The organism is Cohnella fermenti (assembly GCF_004801405.1).
In the GTDB taxonomy this organism is placed as follows: domain Bacteria; phylum Bacillota; class Bacilli; order Paenibacillales; family Paenibacillaceae; genus Cohnella; species Cohnella fermenti.
The window spans coordinates 59,818-82,402 of sequence record NZ_SSOB01000020.1 but is presented as its reverse complement, the minus strand read 5'-3'; the positions used below and the strand labels follow the sequence as shown (position 1 = coordinate 82,402).

Below are 22,585 nucleotides of genomic sequence, written 5' to 3'. Positions count from 1 at the left end.
CTATTTAATCTGTCTGTATCCCATCTTGCGAGAGATGGCGTTCGCGGCCAGCACGACCTGCTCCGCGATCTCCTCCACCTTGTCCTTCCCGAAGCGATGCATCGCCCCGGACAGGCTGATCGCGCCTTCCACTTTGCCGTACAGATTATATACCGGAGCGGCGACGCAGCGCGCGCCTTCGACAATCTCCTGATCGTCCAGCGCATAGCCTCTGGCGCGTACCGTCTCCAACTCGGCGCGCAGCTTGTCCCACTCGCCGATCGTGTTCCCGGTCAGCCGCTTCAGGCCGTGTTGCTCCGCCAGCGCCAGCGCTTCCGCTTCCGGGAGCTGCGAGACGATCGCCTTGCCGATGCCCGTCGCGTGGAACGGCGAACGCGAGCCCACCGTATCGGTCATGCGCAGCGGGTACGAGCTCTCGATAATTTCGACGTACAGAACCTCGCCGTCCGCCAGCACGCCCAGATTGACCGTATCTCCGTATCGTTCCGACAGCTTCTTCATTTCCGCGAGCGCCGCCGTCCGCAGGTTGCTTCGCTCCAACATGCTGCGGGTCAGCATCAACTGCTTGTAGCCGAGGCAATACTTGCCGTCCTCGTCGTCCCGGTCGATGAAGCCCCGGTTCTGCAGCGTCAGAATAATCCGGTACGTCGACGACTTCGGCTGCTCCAGCAGCTCGGTCAGCTCGATCAGGCTAAGCGAACCCCGCTCCGCCAGCAGCTCGATCAGCGTCAGCGCCTTGTCGATCGTCTGGATCGTGTACCTATCCGGCTTGTCGGCCAAGTCCTTGTCCATCCCATTCGCTCCGTTTCATTATTGCAAGCCGCCGAGCACCCGATCGGCCGCCCGAAGCGTCGCTTCGATCTCGGCATCCCCGTGGGCCGCCGAGACGTACCATAGGCCGTTCGTGCGGACGAGCACCCCGGCGTCCAGCATCCGCTCCGCGAACAGCGCGTACTTGGCGGAGTCGCGCAGGTTAAACGACGCGAAGTCCTCGACGACGGACTGCTCCGTGAACATGAAGTGGAACACGGGGCCGATGCCGTTGATGACGCCGCGAATGCCGTGCTTGCCGAGAAGCTCCCGCAGGCCGACGGTCAGCTTGCTTGCGTTTTTCTCCATTTTAACATAAGCAGCTCCGTCGTCCTTCGCCAGTTCGCCGATCGTCGCCAGCGCGGCCGCCGTCGCGACGCAGTTGCCGTTAAGCGTGCCGAGGTGGCTCACCGTTCCGTTCTCGATCAGCGCCATCAGCTCGGCCCGGCCGGCTACCCCGCTCACCGCGAAGCCCCCGCCCATCGCCTTGCCGACCGTCACAAGATCGGGCTTGATGCCGAAGCGGCCGTGCGCTCCTCCGAGCCCGAGGCGGAAGCCGGTAATGACCTCGTCCAGAATCAGGACGATGCCGCGGCTTGCCGTCGCCTCGCGCATCAACTCCAGATAACCCGGACGCGGCAGAATGCAGCCGGAGTTGCACATGACCGGCTCGGAGATGACTGCCGCGATCTCGCCCTCATGCTCGTCGAGCGCCGCTTCGAGCGCGGCCGCATCGTTCCAGGGAAGCAGAATGACGTCCCGGAGGCTGAGCTCGCTCTGACCGGCGGTTCCCGGAGGCACGGCATGCTCTCTCTCGGCGGACGCAGATGCGGATGCGCTCGGCATGTCCGCACTCGGGAACGAGGTGTAGATCGAATCCGACCAGCCGTGGTAATGGCCGTGGAACCGGATAATCTTCGACCGTCCCGTGTACGCGCGGGCGAGCCGCAGCGCCAGCATGACGGCCTCGGTGCCCGAGCCGCTCAGCACCGCCTTGTCGGCGCACGGCAGCACCTCCGTCAGCAGCTTGGCGAGCTCGATCTCTCCCTTGTGCTGGAGACCGAACGTAATGCCGCACTGCATCGCCGCGTACACCTTCTCATTCACCGGGCCGTACGCGTGCCCCAGAATGAGCGGCCCATACGCGAGCAGGTAATCGACGTACTCGTTGCCGTCGACATCGCGAACAATCGCCCCTTGAGCGGATTCCGCGAACAGCGGCACCGGCTTCATCGCCGCCCGCAGCGAGCTGGCAACCCCTCCCGCCAGATAACGCTTGGACAAATCGTAGCTGGCTCTCGATAATTCGTACGTGCTCATCGCTCTGTTATCCACTCCTCGCAGCTATGTTTCACATATTAAAACTAATGTTTCATTTTTAATATAACATCAAAATCCCGCCTTGCCTATCCTCAAAATTCCCTCAACTCCTCCGATGGCCGCCGAAGCTCCGCTCATTGCTCCCCTCGGCACTCTGTACGGTCCCCTCCGGTAAGCACCACGACACCGTGAATCCCCGCGGTAATCCCGCGACATTCTTCCCCGACAATGCTATTTGCCCCCCTGGTCCGATGACTTTGACGATTTTATGTGGTTTAATACGAAAATTAACCTCCGCTAATGGCACATCGCCCTCGCCAACTGCCTCTTCGGAGCTCCGTTATACGGATTTCCCGTACATCTCCCTCTCCAACTTCCTCTTCGGAGTGGCGATGAGCGCGCGGAGGGACCGAGGTGGGTCACCATTACTCAAGTGCGGGCGTATGAGCAGGCATGGTGGGGGCAGATGAGTAACTCCACTAACTCTGCCCCCCCAGCCTCTTCACAGCAGGTTTTTACAGCCACGAAGACTGCGTACGGAAAATTTTCATTGCAGGGATGACAACGATCCCTGTTGTCACAGAGGTTAATACGGAAATACAGGTTTCCCGCACCTCTCTCTCTCCCACCGCCTCTTCGGAGCCCCGTTACACGGGTTTCTCCACTAACTCCGCTCCTGCTGCCCCTCCGCAATTGACTTTTCATCACTGCGGATGGCCGCATACAGAAAATTTTCATGGTAGGGGGTGACAACTGTCCTTTTTGTCATAGAGGTTTTTCGCATAAAAACGGGCAATGTGCCCGTTTTGGGGCAGTGCCAATGTGATTTAATACGAAAATCAAGTCCCGCCAATAGCGGTCTGTACCGGATTGAGACAGAAAAGTCCCGCCACCGTCTACCGTACCGACGCGATCGGCATGTTGACGGGTTGGCGAGTCAATTGCCATATTATGGTGACGATGGGGGCGCTATCCCTCTTCTGACCCCTTATGCCTCTTCTCCCCTTGGATCAGGAGCCTCCGCTTGCCGATCATGCGCTTGGGTCTTAGGACAGCCCATTCCCCTTGCTCCTCCTTATCCTGAGCGAAAGGGAGAAGAGACCTAATCCCGCCAGAGGGAATACACCCATGGGGGGAATTAGTGGGTTCGCATTTTGGTGGTTTCGGTGGTTTCGCTGGTTTCGCTGGTTTCGGTGGTTTCGCTGGTTTCGCTGAGTTCAGCGGGGTCAGCAGGGTCAGTGTGGAGGTTGTTGAGTTTTGTTGGGGTTAGTTGGTTTGCCGGTTTTGCCAGGTTTGCTGGGGTTGCTGGGGTTGCTGGGGTTGCTGGGGTTGCCGGGTTTGCTCGGTTCACGAAGATTTCCCACCCTGATCCGCTCCGATGTGCGCCGAGCCATTATGATCGAAATTTCGATCATAATATTTCCCGTTCGCCCGTTTCAGGCGAATAAGATCGGAATTTCGACTTTATTTCGCGGTCGATCGCCCGACCAGGGCAAATAAGATCGAAATTCCGACTATAATTTGCATTTGGAGCCCACTCCGTGCAAATAAGATCGAAATTTCGACTACAATTCCCCTTTCCGCCTGCCGAAGGAGTTTGGGGGCAATGTCAGAGTCGATGCCAGACAAGATAAGGCGCCCCGACACTTGTGCTTGCTGTTAATATCGCCAAAAACCGCCCGACCCGGGTTCCCCCGGATCGAACGGTCTATGGCCACGAGGCGGCGAACTCCGCCGAACTCGGCCCTCACTCGCCTCACTCAATCTCTCGCTTGCTTTCTCTCACTCGGTCCGCCTCACTCAATCTCTCGCTTGCTCTCTCACTCTATTCGCTTACTCAATCTCTGGCTTGCTCTCTCTCACCCGTTCCGCCTCGCGCAATCTCTCCGCCGAACGCCCTCACTTGAACGCCGGAAGCCAGTTCCCGTGAGCCTCGATCAGGTCGTCGCACAGCGAGACGATGTCGTCGATCGACAGCTCGGCGGCCGTGTGCGGGTCGAGCAGCGCTGCGTGGTAGATGTGCTCCTTCTTGCCGGTGATCGCCGCTTCGATCGTCAGCAGTTGCGTGTTGATGTTCGTGCGGTTAAGCGCTGCGAGCTGCGGAGGCAAGTTGCCCACGTAGGTCGGAGTCACGCCGGAAGCGTCGACCAGGCATGGCACCTCGACGCACGCCTCGCGAGGCAGGTTGGCGATCAGGCCGCCCGTGTTCATCACGTTGCCGCCGATCTTGAACGGTGTGTTCGTCTCCATCGCGTCGAAAATATACGAAGCATACTCGTGAGAACGTTCGTGAGTCAACGATTCGTTGTTCACCATGCTGTCGCGCATTTTCGCCCAGCCCTCGATCTGGTTCACACAGCGGCGCGGATACTCGTCCAGCGGGATGTTGAAGCGCTCGATCAGCTCCGGGTAGTTGCGCTTGATGAAGTACGGGTGGTACTCCGCATTGTGCTCGGACGACTCGGTCACATAGTGGCCGAACCGGTTCATCAGCTCGTAGCGCACCATGTCATGATGCTTCTCCTTCTGCCTCTCCGCCGCGCGACGTTTGATCTCCGGATACAGATCGACGCCGTCCTTCTTCACCTCGAGCAGCCACGCCATGTGATTGATGCCCGCGATCTTCGATTGCACGCCCGTATCGTCGAGCCCCAGGTCCTTGAACAGATGGGAGACGCACACCTGAACGCTGTGGCACAGCCCGACCGTCTTCACGCCGCCGTGCGTGTTCATGACGTTCGTCAGCACCGCCATCGGGTTCGTGTAGTTCAGGAACCACGCGTCCGGACACACTTCGCGGATGTCGCGGGCGAAGTCGAGCATCACCGGAATGGTGCGCAGATTGCGGAAAATACCGCCAATGCCGAGAGTGTCCGCGATCGTCTGGCGCAAGCCGTACTTCTTCGGCACCTCGAAGTCGATGACCGTGGACGGCTCGTAGCCGCCGACCTGGATCGCGTTGACGACGTACTTGGCGCCGCGCAGCGCTTCCTTGCGGTCCGAATAGGCGACGACCCGGCAGCGGCTTCCCGACGTCTTGCTCAGGTTGTTCAGCATGTTCTCCGAGTCCTTCAGCCTCGCCGAATCGATATCGAACAGCGCAAGCTCGAACTCCTGAAGCGATGGCGTCATCATGACGTCACCCAGGACATTTTTGGCGAAGACGGTGCTTCCCGCACCAAGGAACGTAATCTTGGACATCTGTGGCATCCTCCTGAATCACTGGTAGAATAAAGACTCTCTGCGTTTTATAATAAGGATATAGCGTTTCCAGGCATATGGATGAAAAAATGCGATATATGTACTTTTGTCTTCTCTACTCATCAACATCGACTCAGGAGGTTCACCATGCGCAGAAGACCGGTCAGCATCACCGCCGTTCACCCGTCGCCCCGTCCCGGAGCGCCGCTCTCCGTCCTGTTCTCCGGCCATTCGCAGACCGAGCCGGAGCATCGAATGGGGCCGCAGCGGCTCGAATATATGCTGATCCATACGGTCATCGAGGGGACCGGCTGGTTCCGCTGCCGCGACCGCCATTACGACCTCGCCGCCGGCGACAGCTTCGTGATCCTGCCGGGCGAGATGCACTCCTATCAAGCGTCGGCCGACACCCCCTGGCGCTATCGCTGGGTCGCCTTCCGCGGCATCGAAGCGGAGCGCTGGCTCGCCGCCGCCGGCATCCACGCGGACGCCCCCATCCTTCGCGGCGGGGCGGACGTGGCGCTCAAGGCGATGAACGAGATCGAGCGGACGTTCCGCAAGAAGGAATGGACCGCCGACTGGGAGGCGGAAGCATGGCTGAAGCTGGCCTTCTCCGCCTGGGCGAAGGCGAGCCACCCGAACGGGCCGCCCGTCGCCGCGAGCAAGAAGAGCATCGCCGCTGCGGAAGCGGACCGCGCCGCCCGCTGGCTGCAGGCGCAGGCCGCCTCCTCCGTCTCGATCGCCCGGATGGCGCAGGAGCTTGGCTACCATCGCACCTATCTGACGAAGCTGTTCCATCAGGAGATCGGCGTGTCGCCGGTCCGCTACCTGCAGCAGCTCCGCATGGATCGCGCCAAGCTGCTCCTGCTCGAGCCGCTCTCCATCGAGGAGGTCGCCCGCTCCGTCGGATACGCCGACCCGCTCTACTTCTCCAAGTCGTTCAAGAAGTGGTTCGGCATAACGCCCAGCGAGTATCGGAAGCAGTCGTAGCGGACAGCCGCCGCAACATACGGAAGCCCGACCGCCTTCTCCGGCGACCGGGCTCCCTCTTCCGTGCGTTGCGTCTATCTTCTCACTGGTACGTCACATGCTTCTCGAACGCGTCCGAATTCGGCACGATGTGGTAATACGTCACGCCCGGCACGAACGACAGCTCCTTGCCGTCCTTCACGAGCCGGATAATGTCGCCCTTCGTCCGCTGCCACTCGCACTCGATCACATAGCCCTTCTGGAACAGGACGGCCTTGCCGCCGCTGTTCAGGTCGATCTCCAGTCGGCCGACATCGTCGTAGGCCCGGTGCTTCGTGGACAGGACGACGAGGTTCGCCGCGGTCAACTGCTGCCCGTTGTTCAGGTCGATGTGCGGCTCGTTGTTGATCGAGCGATCATACAGCCCCGTCGACGCATCGAACGCGTACTCCACCTCGTAGCTGGACAACTGGAACTTGATGTTGATCTGCGAAGCCGGCGCCGCAGTCGACACGTCCGGCTGGTCGTTGAACGTCAGGAGCGGCACGTCCGCCGTCTCGTCGTACTTGTGCTTCGCCGCGCCCTCGCGCAGCTTCTCCAGCGTCGAGTACAGATTGTGCGGGGCCTTGCGCGAATTGTCCCGGTAGAAGTATGCGCCCGCGTTGTTGATCTCGTCGAGGTCGGCCTTGCCGGAATGCTGAAGCAGCGCAAGCGCGTCATTGCTCGCTCCGGCATGGACGAGCACGCCTCCGTAGCTCTCGCCGATGTCGATCAGGTACGGGCGGATGCTGCGGATCGGGCCGATCGGGTCCGTGAACTCCTTGCTTTGGAAAATCCCCACAAGACGCGTGATCCCCCCCTCTGCCAGAACCTCCCACACCGTGTCCGCCTGCGTCAGTCCCGATTGCGGGCGCGCGGCTGCGTAGTTGTTGATCATGATGGACAGAGGGCGCTTCGTGACGCTCGCCTCCGCCGGGAGTCCGGTCAGCGGCGCCAGGAACGCGGCCGTCGGCGCTTCGGATGCTTCCGGGCTGGAGGACGCCGATTCGCTGGGCGCGCTCTCCAGGGAAGGGGTCGCTTCCGCGGGCTTGTCGCCGCCCCCGCCGCATGCCGGCAGAACGAGCAAGCATGCCGTAAGGGCCAGTAGAACAGAGTAGCGCTTGGTCCGGTTCGTCGTTGCGGTCATTGTGCCGAATCCTCCGTCTTTTCGCGATAATTCCCCTTTTTCCCACAGGGGCTCTCTTCCTTATTAAACCACACCCTCTCCGCGCTTGTCTCGGTTCCCGATGTCAAAAAAGCATACAAAATTCCAAGAAACCCGGTATTGGCCTCCTGCGGCGCTTGCCTTATAATGAGGGAATGTAAGCGATGACAACCTAAAGGCAATGTTACCGATAAGGTACAACCTCGGCTCGCAAGACGCGGCGGGAGGATTGTGCCTTTTTTTGACGATTCCGGCCTTCCGACCCGCTCCATTCCACCTTAAGGAGAGATTCGCATGTTGAGAGAAGCGATCCACCACCGCCCGAAGCACAATTGGTCGTATGCGTACAACGGCAACACCATCCATCTGAGGGTTCGCACGAAGAAGAACGATGTCGACGACGTGAGCGTCATTGCGGGAGACAAATATGCCTGGAAGGAGACGAAGACCTCCGTGCCGATGCGACGCTTCGCCTCGGACGACCTGTTCGACTACTGGGAAGCGGCCGTTCGCCCTCCCTACCGCCGCCTGCGATACGCCTTCCGCTTCCGCCAGGGAGACGAGCAGTTGTACCTGACCGAGAAGGAGTTCCGCGAGAAGGCCCCGACCGACTCCGAGAACATGTTCGAATTCCCGTTTATCAACCCCGTCGACGTGTTCGCTCCTCCGGCCTGGGTTCAGGACGCGGTGTTTTATCAGATTTTCCCCGAACGGTTCGCGAACGGCGATCCTTCGATCAGCCCGGATAATGCCGAGCCTTGGGGCGGCAAGCCGACCCCGAGCAACTTCTTCGGAGGCGACCTGCAAGGCGTCATCGACCATCTCGACTATATCGAGCAGCTTGGCGTGAACGCGATCTACTTCACCCCGCTGTTCGAGGCGACGACGAATCACAAGTACGACACGCAGGACTACTTGAAGGTGGACCCGCACTTCGGCACGAACGAGAAGCTGAAGGATCTCGTGGACGAGTGCCACAGGCGCGGCATCCGGGTGCTGCTCGACGCGGTGTTCAACCATGCCGGGAAGACGTTCCCGCCGTTCGTCGATGTCCTTGAGAAGGGCGCGGATTCCCCTTATGCGAATTGGTTCCACGTGCGGGAGTTCCCGCTGACGGTCAAGGACGGCATTCCGACGTACGAGACGTTCGCGTTCGAGCCGATCATGCCGAAGCTGAATACCGAGAACGCCGATGTGCAAAAGTATCTTCTCGAGGTGGCCCGTTATTGGGTGGAAGAGATCGGCATCGACGGCTGGCGGCTGGACGTGGCGAACGAGGTCGATCATGAATTCTGGCGTCAATTCCGCAAGACGGTCAAGGCCGTCAATCCGGACGCTTACATTCTCGGCGAAATCTGGCATGATTCCATGCCGTGGCTCGAGGGCGACCAGTTCGACGCCGTCATGAACTATCCGTTCACGAACGCCGTGCTCGACTTCTTCGCCAAGGGCACCATCGACGCCGCAACGTTCGCCGGCCGCATCGGCAAGCAGCTCGCCTCCTATCCGCAGCAAGTGAACGAGGCGGCATTCAACCTGCTCGGCAGCCACGACACGCCGCGCCTGCTCACGCTGTGCAAGGAAGACGAGCATCGGATGCGGCTCGCGGCGCTGTTCCAGCTTGCGTATCCCGGAGCGCCGTGCATCTATTACGGCGACGAGATCGGCATGACAGGAGAGGGCGACCCCGGATGTCGCAAGTGCATGGAGTGGGATGAGGCGAAGCAGGACGCCGTGATGCTGAGCTTCTACCGCAGCACGCTCGCGCTGCGCGCCCGGCACGCGGCGCTGCGGAGCGTCGACCTCCGCTTCCTCCAGGCCGAGGAGGGCGGCAAGACGCTCGTCTTCGAGCGGCGCGCAGACAGCGGCGATCGGCTGATCGTCGCCATGAATGCCGGCAAGGGCAAGGCGCGCCTGAAGCTGGCCGCAGACGGCGAATGGGCGAACGCCTACTCCGGCGAACCCGTACCGTCGGCCAAGGGGAAGCTCGACCTCCGCCTTCCGGGCTATGGCTTCCTGGTTCTGAAGCAAGCGTAGAAGAAATGCGAGAGGGAATTCGCGGCTCTTCCCTCTGCTGGTCCTGCGACATTTTCGAATGTATATGAAATTTCGCATTCGTCGGCCAGGATTGAAGGGCATTGAGGTATTATGCGATTTTTAGCATATATGCAGAATTTCCGGCCTGAATTTCCTCCACGAATGCGATTTTTCGCATATAACCGTGCAAAGTATCCGTTATCGGGCAGTGCCAATGTGATTTTTCATATAAATCTTTGCAGATATCGTATCTCCAACCTATGGCTTTCCAAGCCCACACGTCTCCGTCGTCCTCTGACGCCGAAGTATCATTGACAAAGACGAGCATTGAAAAAGACGAGCCTGCAATCGGCTCGTCTTCTTGTCCTTATGTTACGGCTTCAACTGCTCTCCGCCTTCGGGGCGGATCTCGTAAGAGTGGTCGCGGGAAGCTTCTTCGATGTCCTTGAAGGCCCAATAAGCAGCCGGAACATCCTTCCACATCGGTGCGGTCACGCCATACAGCGGTCCCCGTCCCAGCATGCGGTTGATAATCGTCACAGCTTCGGCTCGCGTCAATAGCTTCTGAGCTCCGAAGGTGCCGTCCTCGAACCCGTTCATGATATTCGCCGCGCTAACCGCGTCGATCGCGCTTGCTGCCCAGTGGTTGCGGACATCCGCGAACTTCTGGGAATCGGCGAATCCGTCTGCGACTTGCAGATTCAGGTAACGGGCGACGAGCATCGCCATCTCCGCGCGAGTGATATTGACTTCGGGGAGGAAGTTGCCTTGCGGGTCTCCCTTCATCAATCCGGCATCCGTCACTTGGCTGATATACTCGGCTGCCCAATAAGCGCTCTTCACGTCCGGATACGATGTCGGATTCGCGTCGGAGCCTCCCGTCAGGTTGCGGGCGATCAGTGCAGCCAGCTCGGCTCTTGTGATCGACTGATTCGGACGGAACATTCCATCTTGATATCCTTTGATATAAGCGCTGTGTGAGCCGGTCTCCGTATGCTCGGCAATGCTCAGAACGACATACGTTCCGGACTTGGCTGCGGAGATTTGGACTCCATATCTTCCATTGCCCAGATCGACGATCGTCCCGGTTACCGTTCCGGTCGTTCCGTCTTTGTACTCCACAAATACGACAATTGATTTCAAATAGTCGTCGCGCGCCCCGGATTCCGATGGAACGAGGCTGGCATCGAGCGGAAGGACGATAGACACGGAATCAAGGGAACCGATGCCAAGCTCTACCGGGCGACCCGCCGACGACGGTGTATTCCCGTCCGCAAGCTGCTTAACCGATGCATCCGAAGCCGCTCGTTCGATCCATCCCTTCTGCTGAGTCTCATTTTTAACAGGTGTCAATGTGATCTCGATGTTGCCCGAACCTCCGGTCAACGAGCCGGACGGAAGAATGATCTCTCCACCGGATGTCGAGAAGACCAGATTGATCTTCGAGTCCGCCAGCTTATCCGCCGCGTCGCGATCCAGCACGACACGAGTGCTGGTGACTTCGTCCTTCGGATCAGGAATCGTAACCGTTACCCGGCCGACTCCGGACACCTTAGCCTGATCGATGATTTCCTGGGCTTGTTGGCTGGTCACCTTCACTTCATCGTTCACGCTTCCCGAAGAATCCCTCGTGCGTTGAACGTCCAGCTTCACTTCGCCTTCCTTGCCTGATGCACTCGTACCGGCTTGAACCGTCTCCGCGCCCGAAGATCCGGAAGAGCTCAAGGTCTGGAGATACACGATGGTAAAGGTACTGAACCGATCGATCTTGAATTGAATTCCGGTCGCATTGCCTGCGCCGTCCTCCACAAGCGTCCCCGTAACGAATTCCGTCGTTCCATCGCTGTGCGCGATGTAGATGCGCAGCTTCGACGTATCCAAGTTTGCCGTCTGGATGCCGTTCTTCGCGAACGGAATGGTCAGCGTCGTCTCGTAGTTGCTGTAATTCGTCTCGATCTCAAGCGAATTGCCCTGCGGCAAGACACTCAGCCCTTCATAGCTGCTCGGAATCGCTTGTTTGATCTCGCCAATCTTCGCGTTGTCCTTAATCGGAACAAGACGGAAGTAGAGGTCTGTCAAGCTGTCCCCCAGACTGCGAAGCACTTCCGCCGACAAAGTCAGCGTTGCATGCTCGGTTTGGATATTGAGCGAGAAGCCTTGTTCGGTCAGAAGGGCTACCGAATCCGTCGGGATCTCAACCGCCACTTCGTCGGGAGCATCGCCTGCCGGCTCGTCGACATAGATCGTCGCTACGTTCCCGGCCGCGTTCTGAACGACTTCTTCTGCTTTATTCGGCGCCAGTACGACCTTATCGATCAACGACGTCGTGCCGGTCGATCCATTGCTGACGGTTATGCGAGTAACCGGCAGAACTGCCGCAGAAGAATCATTGCCGTCCTTCACTTCGACAATACGGGTATCGGCTTGCTCCGTCTTCGTCTCCCCGATTGCTTTGACGACCAGCAGGAACGTCCGGGAGCGTGTTTTGCCGCCTCTGTCCAAGGACGCCGTCACAATGACGGTCTCTCCGGTAAGTTGTCGGTGAACCACCCCTTCGATCTCCGCTCCGCCGGTCCCCGGAATTTCAATCACGGATGGCTTGGAAGAGGTCCAAGTAACGCTAGAACCGTATATGCCCGTCGAGAGCACGTAAATTGAAGAGGTAATGCTCTCCCATGTGTCGCCATCGGTATAACCGACGCTAAGCGCCCGGACCTCTTGATCCAAATACTGATCGTCCGTGATCGTTACAGTCTTCTCGTAGGGTTCGCTCTCCAGCTTGCCTGGCTCGGTGAACGTTACCCGAATGACATCATCCTTGTTCAGAACGTCTTCGTCGAACGTAACGGTCACCGTCGCAGTGGACGAACCTTCATTGGAAGCCTCGGCAATGACATTGCCTTCCTCATCGTACACACGAATAACTGTGCCCGCCGGAACGGAGTCGACGATCAGGGTTCTGTCGAAGACGTTCTCTTCCAGCTTATTCTTCTCATCCGCCGGTCTGCCGCTCTGATCGCTGGCGGTTGCCGAAGTTTCCGTGCTCTCGTCCTTGTTCGCTTCGGTAATCGTCACCTTGACCGTATCGTTCTTGGTGAGTCCATTCGCGATGCTTACCGTGACAGAATCCGTCGTCGCTTCCGTGTTTGTCGCGGTACCGATCTTGTTGCCGGTGCTATCGTACACGGTAATGACTGCGTCCGCAGGTACGTCTTCTACCGTCACATTGTCCGTCGTCGCGTTGGCTACGATTCGATCCGCAGCCAATGACGCGCTCCTGTCATGAATGGCCGTCGCATCTGTCGCTGCACTCTCGTCCTTGTTCTCTTCGGTCAAGGTTACCTTGACCGCGTCGTTCTTGGAGAGTCCTTCGGCGATTGTTACCGTCACGGAGTCTGCCGACGTTCCCGTGTTCGTCGCCGTGCCGATCTCCTCGCCCGTGCTATCGTATACAGTTACCGTCGCGCCTGCCGGCACGTCCTGCACCGTCACCGTGTCCGTCGTCGCGTTCGCCGCGATCTTATCCGAAGACGGCGCTGTGCTAACTTCGAAAATAGCCGTTGCGTCTGTCGCCGTGCTCTCGTCCTTGTTCTCTTCGGTCACCGTTACCTTGACCGTTTCGTTCTTGAAGAGTCCGTCGGCAATCGTCACCGTTACCGGTCCCGGCTCCGTTCCCGTATTCGTCGCCGTGCCGATCTCCTCGCCCGTGCTGTTGTACACCGTTACGGTCGCACCTGCCGGTACATCCTGCACCGTTACGATGTCCGTCGTCGCGTTCGCTGCAATCTTATCCGAAGACGGCGCTGTGCTGACTTCGAAAATAGCTGTTGCGTCGGTCGCCGTGCTCTCGTCCTTGTTCTCTTCGGTCACCGTTACCTTGACCGCGTCGTTCTTGGAGAGTCCATCGGCAATCGTCACCGTTACCGGTCCCGGCTCCGGTCCCGTGTTCGTCGCCGTGCCGATCTCCTCGCCCGTGCTGTTGTACACAGTTACCGTCGCACCCGCAGGTACATCCTGCACCGTTACCGTATCCGTCGTCGCGTTCGCTGCAATCTTATCCGAAGACGGCGCTGTGCTGACTTCGAAAATAGCTGTTGCGTCGGTCGCCGTGCTCTCGTCCTTGTTCTCTTCGGTCACCGTTACCTTGACCGCGTCGTTCTTGGAGAGTCCATCGGCAATCGTCACCGTTACCGGTCCCGGCTCCGGTCCCGTGTTCGTCGCCGTGCCGATCTCCTCGCCCGTGCTGTTGTACACAGTTACCGTCGCACCCGCAGGTACATCCTGCACCGTTACCGTATCCGTCGTCGCGTTCGCCGCGATCTTATCCGAAGACGGAGCTGCGCTGACTTCCGAGATTGCTACGGCGTTGACCGTCGAACTCTCATCCTTGTTCTCTTCGGTCACCGTTACCTTGACCGTTTCGTTCTTGGACAAGCCATCCGCGATGGTTACCGTCACCGGTCCCGGCTCCGTTCCCGTGTTCGTCGCCGTGCCGATCGGCGTGCCCGCGTTATCGTACACAGTTACCGTCGCGCCTGCCGGCACGTCTTGCACCGTTACCGTATCCGTCGTTGCGTTCGCCGCGATCTTATCCGAAGACGGCGCTGCGCTCACTTCCGAGATTGCTACAACGTTGACGGTAGAACTTTCGTCCTTGTTCTCTTCGGTCACCGTTACCTTGACCGTTTCGTTCTTGGACAAGCCATCCGCGATGGTTACCGTTACCGGTCCCGGCTCCGTTCCCGTGTTCGTCGCCGTGCCGATCTCCTCGCCCGTGTTATCGTACACAGTTACCGTCGCGCCTGCTGGCACGTCTTGCACCGTTACCGTGTCCGTCGTTGCGTTCGCCGCGATCTTATCCGAAGACGGCGCTGCGCTCACTTCCGAGATTGCTACGGCGTTGACCGTCGAACTCTCGTCCTTGTTCTCTTCGGTCACCGTTACCTTGACCGTTTCGTTCTTGGAGAGCCCGTCGGTAATGGCTACCGTGACGGCATCCGCTTCCGTTCCCGTATTCGTCGCGGTACCGATTTCCTCTCCCATGCTGTTGTACACAGTTACCGTCGCACCCGCCGGTACGTCTTGCACCGTTACGATGTCCGTCGTTGCGTTGGCCACGATCTTATCCGAAGACGGCGCTGCGCTGACTTCCGAGATTGCTACGGCGTTGACCGTCGAACTCTCATCCTTGTTCTCTTCGGTCACCGTTACCTTGACCGTTTCGTTCTTGGACAAGCCATCCGCGATGGTTACCGTCACCGGTCCCGGCTCCGTTCCCGTGTTCGTCGCCGTGCCGATCGGCGTGCCCGCGTTATCGTACACAGTTACCGTCGCGCCTGCCGGCACGTCTTGCACCGTTACCGTATCCGTCGTTGCGTTCGCCGCGATCTTATCCGAAGACGGCGCTGCGCTCACTTCCGAGATTGCTACAACGTTGACGGTAGAACTTTCGTCCTTGTTCTCTTCGGTCACCGTTACCTTGACCGTTTCGTTCTTGGACAAGCCATCCGCGATGGTTACCGTTACCGGTCCCGGCTCCGTTCCCGTGTTCGTCGCCGTGCCGATCTCATTGCCCGTGTTATCGTACACAGTTACCGTCGCGCCTGCCGGCACGTCTTGCACCGTTACCGTATCCGTCGTTGCGTTCGCCGCGATCTTATCCGAAGACGGCGCTGCGCTCACTTCCGAGATTGCTACGGCGTTGACCGTCGAACTCTCGTCCTTGTTTTCTTCGGTCACCGTTACCTTGACCGTCTCGTTCTTGGACAAGCCATCCGCGATGGTCACCGTTACCGGTCCCGGCTCCGTTCCCGTGTTCGTCGCCGTGCCGATCTCATTGCCCTCGCCGTCGTACACAGTTACCGTCGCACCTGCCGGCACGTCCTGCACCGTTACCGTATCCGTCGTCGCGTTCGCCGTGATCTTATCCGAAGACGGAGCCGCGCTGACTTCCGAGATCGTCGTTACGTCGACCGTCGAACTCTCGTCCTTGTTCTCTTCGGTCACCGTTACCTTGACCGTTTCGTTCTTGGAGAGTCCGTCGGTGATTGTTACCGTCACGGAGTCTGCCGACGTTCCCATGTTCGTCGCCGTGCCGATCTCATTGCCCTCGCCGTCGTACACAGTTACCGTCGCACCTGCCGGCACGTCCTGCACCGTTACCGTATCCGTCGTCGCGTTCGCCGTGATCTTATCCGAAGACGGAGCCGCGCTGACTTCCGAGATCGTCGTTACGTCGATCGTCGAACTCTCATCCTTGTTCTCTTCGGTCACCGTTACCTTGACCGTTTCGTTCTTGGACAAGCCATCCGCGATGGTCACCGTTACCGGTCCCGGCTCCGTTCCCGTGTTCGTCGCCGTGCCGATCTCCTCGCCCGTGTTATCGTACACAGTTACGGTCGCACCTGCCGGCACGTCCTGCAGCGTTACCGTGTCCGTCGTCGCGTTCGCCGCGATCTTATCCGAAGACGGAGCCGCGCTGACTTCCGAGATCGTCGTTACGTCGACCGTCGAACTCTCGTCCTTGTTCTCTTCGGTCACCGTTACCTTGACCGTTTCGTTCTTGGACAAGCCATCCGCGATGGTTACCGTCACCGGTTCCGGCTCCGTTCCCGTGTTCGTCGCCGTGCCGATCTGCGTGCCCGTGTTATCGTACACAGTTACCGTCGCACCTGCTGGCACGTCTTGCACCGTTACCGTATCCATCGTCGCGTTCGCCACGATCTTATCAGAAGATGGAGCCGCGCTGACTTCCGAGATCGTCGTTACGTCGACCGTCGAACTCTCGTCCTTGTTCTCTTCAGTCACCGTTACCTTGACCGTTTCGTTCTTGGACAAGCCATCCGCGATGGTTACCATTACCGGTCCCGGCTCCGTTCCCGTGTTCGTCGCCGTGCCAATCTCCTCGCCCGTGCTGTCGTACACAGTTACGGTCGCACCTGCTGGCACGTCTTGCACCGTTACCGTATCCATCGTCGCGTTCGCCACGATCTTATCAGAAGATGGAGCCGCGCTGACTTCCGAGATCGTCGTTACGTCGACCGTCGAACTCTCGTCCTTGTTCTCTTCGGTCACCGTTACCTTGACCGTTTCGTTCTTGGACAAGCCATCCGCGATGGTTACCGTTACCGGTCCCGGCTCTGTTCCCGTGTTCGTCGCCGTGCCGATCTGCGTGCCCGTGTTATCGTACACAGTTACCGTCGCGCCTGCCGGCACGTCTTGCACCGTCACCGTATCCGTCGTCGCGTTCGCCGTGATCTTATCCGAAGATGGCGCCGCGCTCACATCCGAGGCTGCCGTGACGCTGACACTCGAGCTCTCCGTCTTCCCGCTCTCGGTGATTGTAACATCGACGTTCTGGCCGTTCGACAGACCGCCCGCAATCGTCACCGTTACCGGTCCCGACTCCGTTCCCGTGTTCGTTGCCGTGCCGATCGGCGTGCCCGCACTATCATACACAGTTACCGTCGCACCCGCAGGTACATCTTGCACCGTCACCGTATCCGTCGTCGCGTTCGCCGTGATCTTATCCGAAGATGGAGCCGCACTCACATCCGAGGCTGCCGTGACGCTGACACTCGAGCTCTCCGTCTTCCCGCTCTCGGTGATTGTAACATCGACGTTCTGGCCGTTCGACAGACCGCCCGCAATCGTCACCGTTACCGGTCCCGACTCCGTTCCCGTGTTCGTTGCCGTGCCGATCGGCGTGCCCGCACTATCATACACAGTTACCGTCGCACCCGCAGGTACATCTTGCACCGTTACCGTATCCGTCGTCGCGTTCGCCGTGATCTTATCCGAAGATGGCGCCACGCTCACATCCGAGGCTGCCGTGACGCTGACACTCGAGCTCTCCGTCTTCCCGCTCTCGGTGATTGTAACATCGACGTTCTGGCCGTTCGACAGACCGCCCGCAATCGTCACCGTTACCGGTCCCGACTCCGTTCCCGTGTTCGTTGCCGTACCGATAGGCGTACCCGCACTATCATACACAGTTACCGTCGCACCCGCAGGTACGTCCTGTACCGTTACGGTGTCCGTCGATGCATTAGCCGCAATCTTATCAGTTCCAGGAGGACTGCTTGGATCTGGAGTACTGCTGCCTGTAACGGGAATGTCCGCTAGGTTTACATTCGTGCTGTCCGGATCAATCGTCGCTCCTCCCTTCGGATTGGACAGAATGATCGTCTTTGTCGCCGAAGGAACCAGAATATCGATATCGTCCACGCCGTCCGGGAAAGTCAGCGTCCCCGAATCAACTGTCTGGCCATTATCGTCAACCGCTTTCCAATCGAAAGATACGGTTCCATCCGTTCCTTCCTTGCGCTTCACGTTGATATTGACTTTGCCGTCGCCATCCGGAGGATCTTTGGACTCGATATCGATGACGCCCGGCTGAGCCTCCCGGTCGTTCATGCTGCCGGCTTTAATAAAAACATTGGAATCATAGCTATTGTCCCCGCCGTCGGCAATAGCCAGTTTGATATGGTTCGTAACGCCTGCATTCACGGCAACGGATACCGACATGACAATCGTTAACCCGTCCGCCTGCGTATTGAGGTGCTTGTCCTCGTTATTGATGAAGTATTCACTGTTCTTAGCGTTGGTCCCAAGCGGATTGCCTCCATTGACCGTATTAATCGACACCGGAGTCAATATCACGGGAATCAGAGCTTGGTTGCTGCCGTTGACAAAGAATGCGAACGTATCGTTAACGGATTCATTTGCATATTCATTATATTCTTCTGACGCAAAAACATATTGGAAGGATATCTTGCTGTTCTGCGGAATAAAATCAAACTCTATAACCGCAGCGTCAAACGTATTCATTCCGGCCAGCGCTTTCAAATCGTTATCGCCGGACTTCCCATTATTTGTCGACTTGTTGGTAACATTATTCGGCCCCACCACATCCGCGGCTTTCCCGGTACTAAGAATGATACCGGAGTCGAACCCGATGATGTTGGCGCCTCCGCTGAACTTGCCGAAAGCCACGCCGACTCCCGTAGCTGTTATATTCGAGACCGCAATCCCTGTCCCGACGATGGTGTTTACCAATTCCGTCGCCTGCGCAACCGAAATTGCAGTTCCAGTCATCGCCGTAACGGATAAAGCATCCGCCGCATCCGCCTTTGGTCCCGGCAGCCACGGAAGCGCTATCGCTAACGCAAGCAACCAAACTGTCGTGAGCCGAAGTCTTTTCATCATGAAACAAGTCCCTCCCCGTTATTCTTGAGTTGCTCCCATTCCCTTAAACAAACGCAGATTATTGACTCTTTACCCCTTGATTCCCCAAGAAATTACAGCATTCAACATAATATATTTAATGGTAGCTTTCCGCACTTAACAAACACTGAAAAAGACCTATTATCCACACTAGAAATAGTTCCAAGAACCTACTTTTTTTGGTGTATTCGCACAAACTAAAAAGGGGGCATGCCTGGAAAGCCCTCCCCCTATCGCAATAGCCCTTCATCGGGCAGCAGCCGGAATCGAGTAGGCCCATGAATGAATTCATGGGCCTCTCACAGAACCAGGACGTGCGGGTCGTCGCATCCGGTTCCTCCGTGGCTATCCCCGCTGGGGATGTTGAATGTTGTAGATATCTACCAGGCTACACAGGCCGATCTCCTCAAACCACTGGTTGGGCATAGCATAGTGTGCTTGTTTACATTTTGAGTTGCGCCAAGCAGTCATTCGGATGCTTCTAAGTTCCCCTTTCCAGCCCCGCCTGCGCATCTCTCGTAATAATCTTCGCACTTTCCTCCAGCTTCGCATCTGCACCATTCTAAGCCGCCGCCTTATCCATGCGTCCAGTTGCGCGAACAACGTTTTACTGTCTCCGCCGCCGTAGTAGTTTCCCCATCCCCTGACATAGGGGTTGAGGACTTTCTTGACCAACGTGCTCACTTGGATGGTTTGGTTCCTCCGCGTAATTCCCTTTGTTCGTTCCTTGAATTTCCTAATGGCTTTTGAGGACGGTGTAATCCAGCCACCCGGTTTAAATGCATGGCCCAAGAATATGAATGTCTCTTCACGGGCATTCACAATCTTGGTTTTCTCCGGATGCACCTTTAACCCCAATTCCTCTTCCAAGAATCGGACAATGGTCTTTAGGACGCGCTCTGCTCCCTTTCGCGTTCTGCAACATATGACGAAATCGTCGGCGTAACGCGTCATGCGGTGCCCTCGCTCCTCCATGAGCTTATCCAGCGGATGCAAATATATGTTCGCTAATAGCGGACTACACACGCCCCCCTGAGGGCTCCCGACGTCACTTTCGTGTACGACCCCATTTTCCAACACGCCTGCTTTCAGGAAGCTTTCAAGGACTTTCAACACACTGCCATCCACGACTTCTTCCCTGACTTCCTTCAGCAGTCGTCCATGCGGAATCGTGTCAAAATACGATTTGAGATCGGCGTCAATCACATAGCTGTACCCCTCCAGCAAGTCTTTGCGGATGGTGTTTATCGCCATGTGCGCACGGCGTCCCGGGCGGAACCCATAGCTGCGCTCACTGAACTTGGCTTCGAAGATCGGCTCCAGTATACGCTTTACTGCTGCTTGCGCGATGCGGTCCACCACTGCGGGTATACCTAATGGTCTCTGGCTACCATCATTCTTTTCGATGTATACGCGCCGTACCGGTTTCGGGATATAACCTTTCGTTCGCAGGGCGGTTTGAAGGGCTCTTAAGTTGTCCTCCAACTTCGACTCATATGCCTTGATGGTCACTTTGTCCACGCCCGGCGCTCCCTTGTTTGCCTTCACCTCTTTGAAGGCGGCTAACAGGTTCGGCATCCCCCAGATTTTATCCATCAGGCTGTACCACTTGCGTCGCTTGGTTCCTTCTTCCACACGAAAGCTCCTCTGCGTTGGTCTCCTTACAGGTACTCGTTTGCTTCCGCTCCACGTCTTCGCCTGCTTTAGCCGTTCTTGCTGGCATTTCGGCGTGCGCCGAGCGTACTCCGCCTCAGACGGCCTACCCTTTTGTTCGGCCCCGGTTCTTCGCTCTTCTTGGCTCCCCGGCTTCTGCCTGATTACCTGTCGCTATTCCACGTTGGTTCGCTTTTCTTCCACGGTTCCAGGCTTCGCGTCAAGTCCTCGCCTTTTGAGTCGAGGCTTGCACCGGCAACAGCGTGCCGGTTCACCCGCCATTGCGGCTTTTCCTGCGGGCTTTCTCACTACTATCCCTTCATATGACTGCTCGCCGCCCATAGTCTCGGCCTTGATCTTCGCGATCTTGTCCATGGTTTACCGCCTCAAGCGGGGACGGCAGGGCTCTCCTTGGGTCACGTCAACCGACTTTCCCCCGGATCCAGTCCTCTTAACTTCCGAGATCCAACGGTGGTATTGGATGTTCTCTTCTTTGGCAGAGTTATCCGATCTCGTCAGCCAACACGGTTTCAGCCGCCTGTTCCGGGGTTTGCCTTCAAGCCCTCCGCACGCATCCTTTCGGACTACGCACTGCCTGTCAGCTATGCACTTCCGCCACCTGCGGTATGCTCGGGACTTTCACCCGTTAGTCGTTGCGCTGCCAAGCGCACCAAAAGGCAAACTTCTTCTTTAAAATTTGTATAAAGTTCATCAATCTATCCCGAATCCAGAGGCCTACCGATATTCTCGAATCGACTTCAGCAGATAGACGGAGAAAACGCCGCAAACGAACAGTCCCGCGCTCTGCCAAGCCAGCACATCCGCCGCTCCCCAGCGGTCCGCGAACACGGAAGCGACCGCGAGTCCGAGGGAAGGAGCTACGCTGGAGAACGCCCCGACCGTCCCGAAGACCCTCCCCTGCCACTCGCTGCTCGTTTCGCTCTTAAGAATGATCTGGGTGATCATCGAGCAGAAGGAGAACAGCAACCCTCCCATCAGCACAAGAGGAATCGCCGCATGCGGAGACTTCATCATCGAGATCAGCCCGTATACCGGGCCTAAGAGGAGAAGCCCCAGGAAGACCAACCTTCCCCGGCGGGTCAAGCGATGCCCGAAGGCGATCAGCAAGCCGGCTCCCGTCACGTAACCGAGCGGAACGCACATCTCGATCAGACCGAATTCGATCGGCCCCGCCTTCCAATCTCCTATTGCAATAACCTGTACCAGCATAATAGCCACTAGGAAAAACGCGGACAGAAGCGGGCTCAGAATGACAATCGACCGGATAAGGGCATCCCTCCGAATGTAGGACAGCCCGCTTCTCCAATCGCGCAGGAAGGAAGCTCCCGCCTCCCCCGAAGTTCTCGCCGCCGAAGGGAACCGCCCCGCCAGCAGCGTGCACACGAAGGATAACAAGTATGCCGCCGAGGTCGTCAGAATCGCCGCCAGCCCTCCGAAGGCCGACACGACGACGCCCGCCAGCGCCAGCCCCGAGATGCGGGCCGCATTGTCGAACAAATAGATCGAACTCGACGCCTGCTGGACTCGTCCCGCTCCGACCATCTGCGTCGTAGACGCATGGAAAGCCGGCCCGTGCAGCAGCCCCGCGAACATCGCAAGAGACACGAGGCCCAGCATTACAGGGAACGGGGCGTCCAGCACGAACAAACTCACTCCCAGCAGCGCCGCAATGACGCATCTCGCCCCGTCCGACAGCAGCATCAGCTTCCGCCGATCCATCCGATCCGCCAGCGTCCCCGCGAACGAGCCGAACAGGAACGCGATCGCCATCGAGCAGATTTGCACCGCCGCCATTCGCCGCGCACTCCCCGTCGTCTGCAGCACCCACAGGCTGAGGGCGATGCCGTTGAAGCTGTCCCCGAAGACCGAGGACGTAAAACCGGTCAACAACCACATATAAGGACGATTGCGCCAGATCGGCCGTTCCTGTTCCGACGCGGTCGCCGGTCGGGCATCCTCTCGCGGCGATCCGGCCGCCTCCTGGTGAAGCGGTGCCTCCATCCTATCTCCACTCCTCTGGCAACGATTCTACACTTAAACGTTTAAGTTACTTTAGTATAGGAACCTTTCCGTTGGCTGTCAATCCCGTTCTTCATGGCATCCTTCTCTGCTCTGCACGAATTCCCTGATCAACGCCCGCGCGGA

Annotated in this window: 11 protein-coding genes; 3 read left to right on the top strand and 8 right to left on the bottom strand. The window is 58.2% G+C overall.

The window, feature by feature from the left end:
• Together E6C55_RS16705 and E6C55_RS16700 are read right to left on the bottom strand one after the other, a co-directional pair.
• Entirely contained in the window at positions 1-792 is a 792-nt protein-coding gene (locus E6C55_RS16705) for an IclR family transcriptional regulator (protein WP_136370948.1), read from the bottom strand.
• An 18-nt stretch (positions 793-810) separates the two neighbouring features.
• Complete coding sequence (locus tag E6C55_RS16700; RefSeq protein WP_136370947.1) at positions 811-2,130, bottom strand: aspartate aminotransferase family protein; 1,320 nt, start codon at positions 2,128-2,130, stop codon at positions 811-813.
• A gap of 1,257 nt (positions 2,131-3,387) precedes the next feature.
• On the opposite strand from E6C55_RS16700, the gene E6C55_RS34215 reads away from it, so the two are divergent.
• Positions 3,388-3,630 carry a hypothetical protein gene (locus E6C55_RS34215; RefSeq protein WP_136370946.1) on the top strand — a complete coding sequence of 81 codons (243 nt, stop codon included), beginning with the start codon at positions 3,388-3,390 and terminating at the stop codon, positions 3,628-3,630.
• Positions 3,631-4,029: 399 nt separating this feature from the next.
• Here the strand turns inward: E6C55_RS34215 and melA are convergent, their stop codons facing one another.
• On the bottom strand, positions 4,030-5,331 hold the full coding sequence (gene melA / locus E6C55_RS16690; protein ID WP_136370945.1) for an alpha-glucosidase/alpha-galactosidase: 1,302 nt from the start codon (positions 5,329-5,331) through the stop codon (positions 4,030-4,032).
• A gap of 147 nt (positions 5,332-5,478) precedes the next feature.
• On the opposite strand from melA, the gene E6C55_RS16685 reads away from it, so the two are divergent.
• A complete protein-coding gene (locus E6C55_RS16685) occupies positions 5,479-6,321 on the top strand; it encodes an AraC family transcriptional regulator (protein WP_168735689.1) in 843 nt (280 codons plus the stop codon).
• Between the two features lie 82 nt (positions 6,322-6,403).
• Here the strand turns inward: E6C55_RS16685 and E6C55_RS16680 are convergent, their stop codons facing one another.
• Complete coding sequence (locus E6C55_RS16680) at positions 6,404-7,486, bottom strand: DUF3048 domain-containing protein (protein WP_136370943.1); 1,083 nt, start codon at positions 7,484-7,486, stop codon at positions 6,404-6,406.
• Positions 7,487-7,798: 312 nt separating this feature from the next.
• On the opposite strand from E6C55_RS16680, the gene E6C55_RS16675 reads away from it, so the two are divergent.
• On the top strand, positions 7,799-9,541 hold the full coding sequence (locus E6C55_RS16675; protein ID WP_136370942.1) for an alpha-glycosidase: 1,743 nt from the start codon (positions 7,799-7,801) through the stop codon (positions 9,539-9,541).
• Positions 9,542-9,913: 372 nt separating this feature from the next.
• Here the strand turns inward: E6C55_RS16675 and E6C55_RS16670 are convergent, their stop codons facing one another.
• The 4 genes from E6C55_RS16670 to E6C55_RS16655 form a co-directional block, all read right to left on the bottom strand.
• Positions 9,914-18,748 (bottom strand): choice-of-anchor L domain-containing protein, encoded by an 8,835-nt coding sequence (locus E6C55_RS16670; protein ID WP_136370941.1) that lies wholly within the window; start codon positions 18,746-18,748, stop codon positions 9,914-9,916.
• A 363-nt stretch (positions 18,749-19,111) separates the two neighbouring features.
• Entirely contained in the window at positions 19,112-20,401 is a 1,290-nt protein-coding gene (ltrA, locus tag E6C55_RS16665; protein ID WP_230986718.1) for a group II intron reverse transcriptase/maturase, read from the bottom strand.
• A gap of 192 nt (positions 20,402-20,593) precedes the next feature.
• Positions 20,594-20,794, bottom strand: coding sequence for a hypothetical protein (locus tag E6C55_RS16660; RefSeq protein WP_136370940.1), 201 nt, complete (start codon positions 20,792-20,794; stop codon positions 20,594-20,596).
• Positions 20,795-21,154: 360 nt separating this feature from the next.
• Complete coding sequence (locus E6C55_RS16655) at positions 21,155-22,441, bottom strand: MFS transporter (protein WP_136370939.1); 1,287 nt, start codon at positions 22,439-22,441, stop codon at positions 21,155-21,157.
• Positions 22,442-22,585 lie beyond the last annotated feature (144 nt).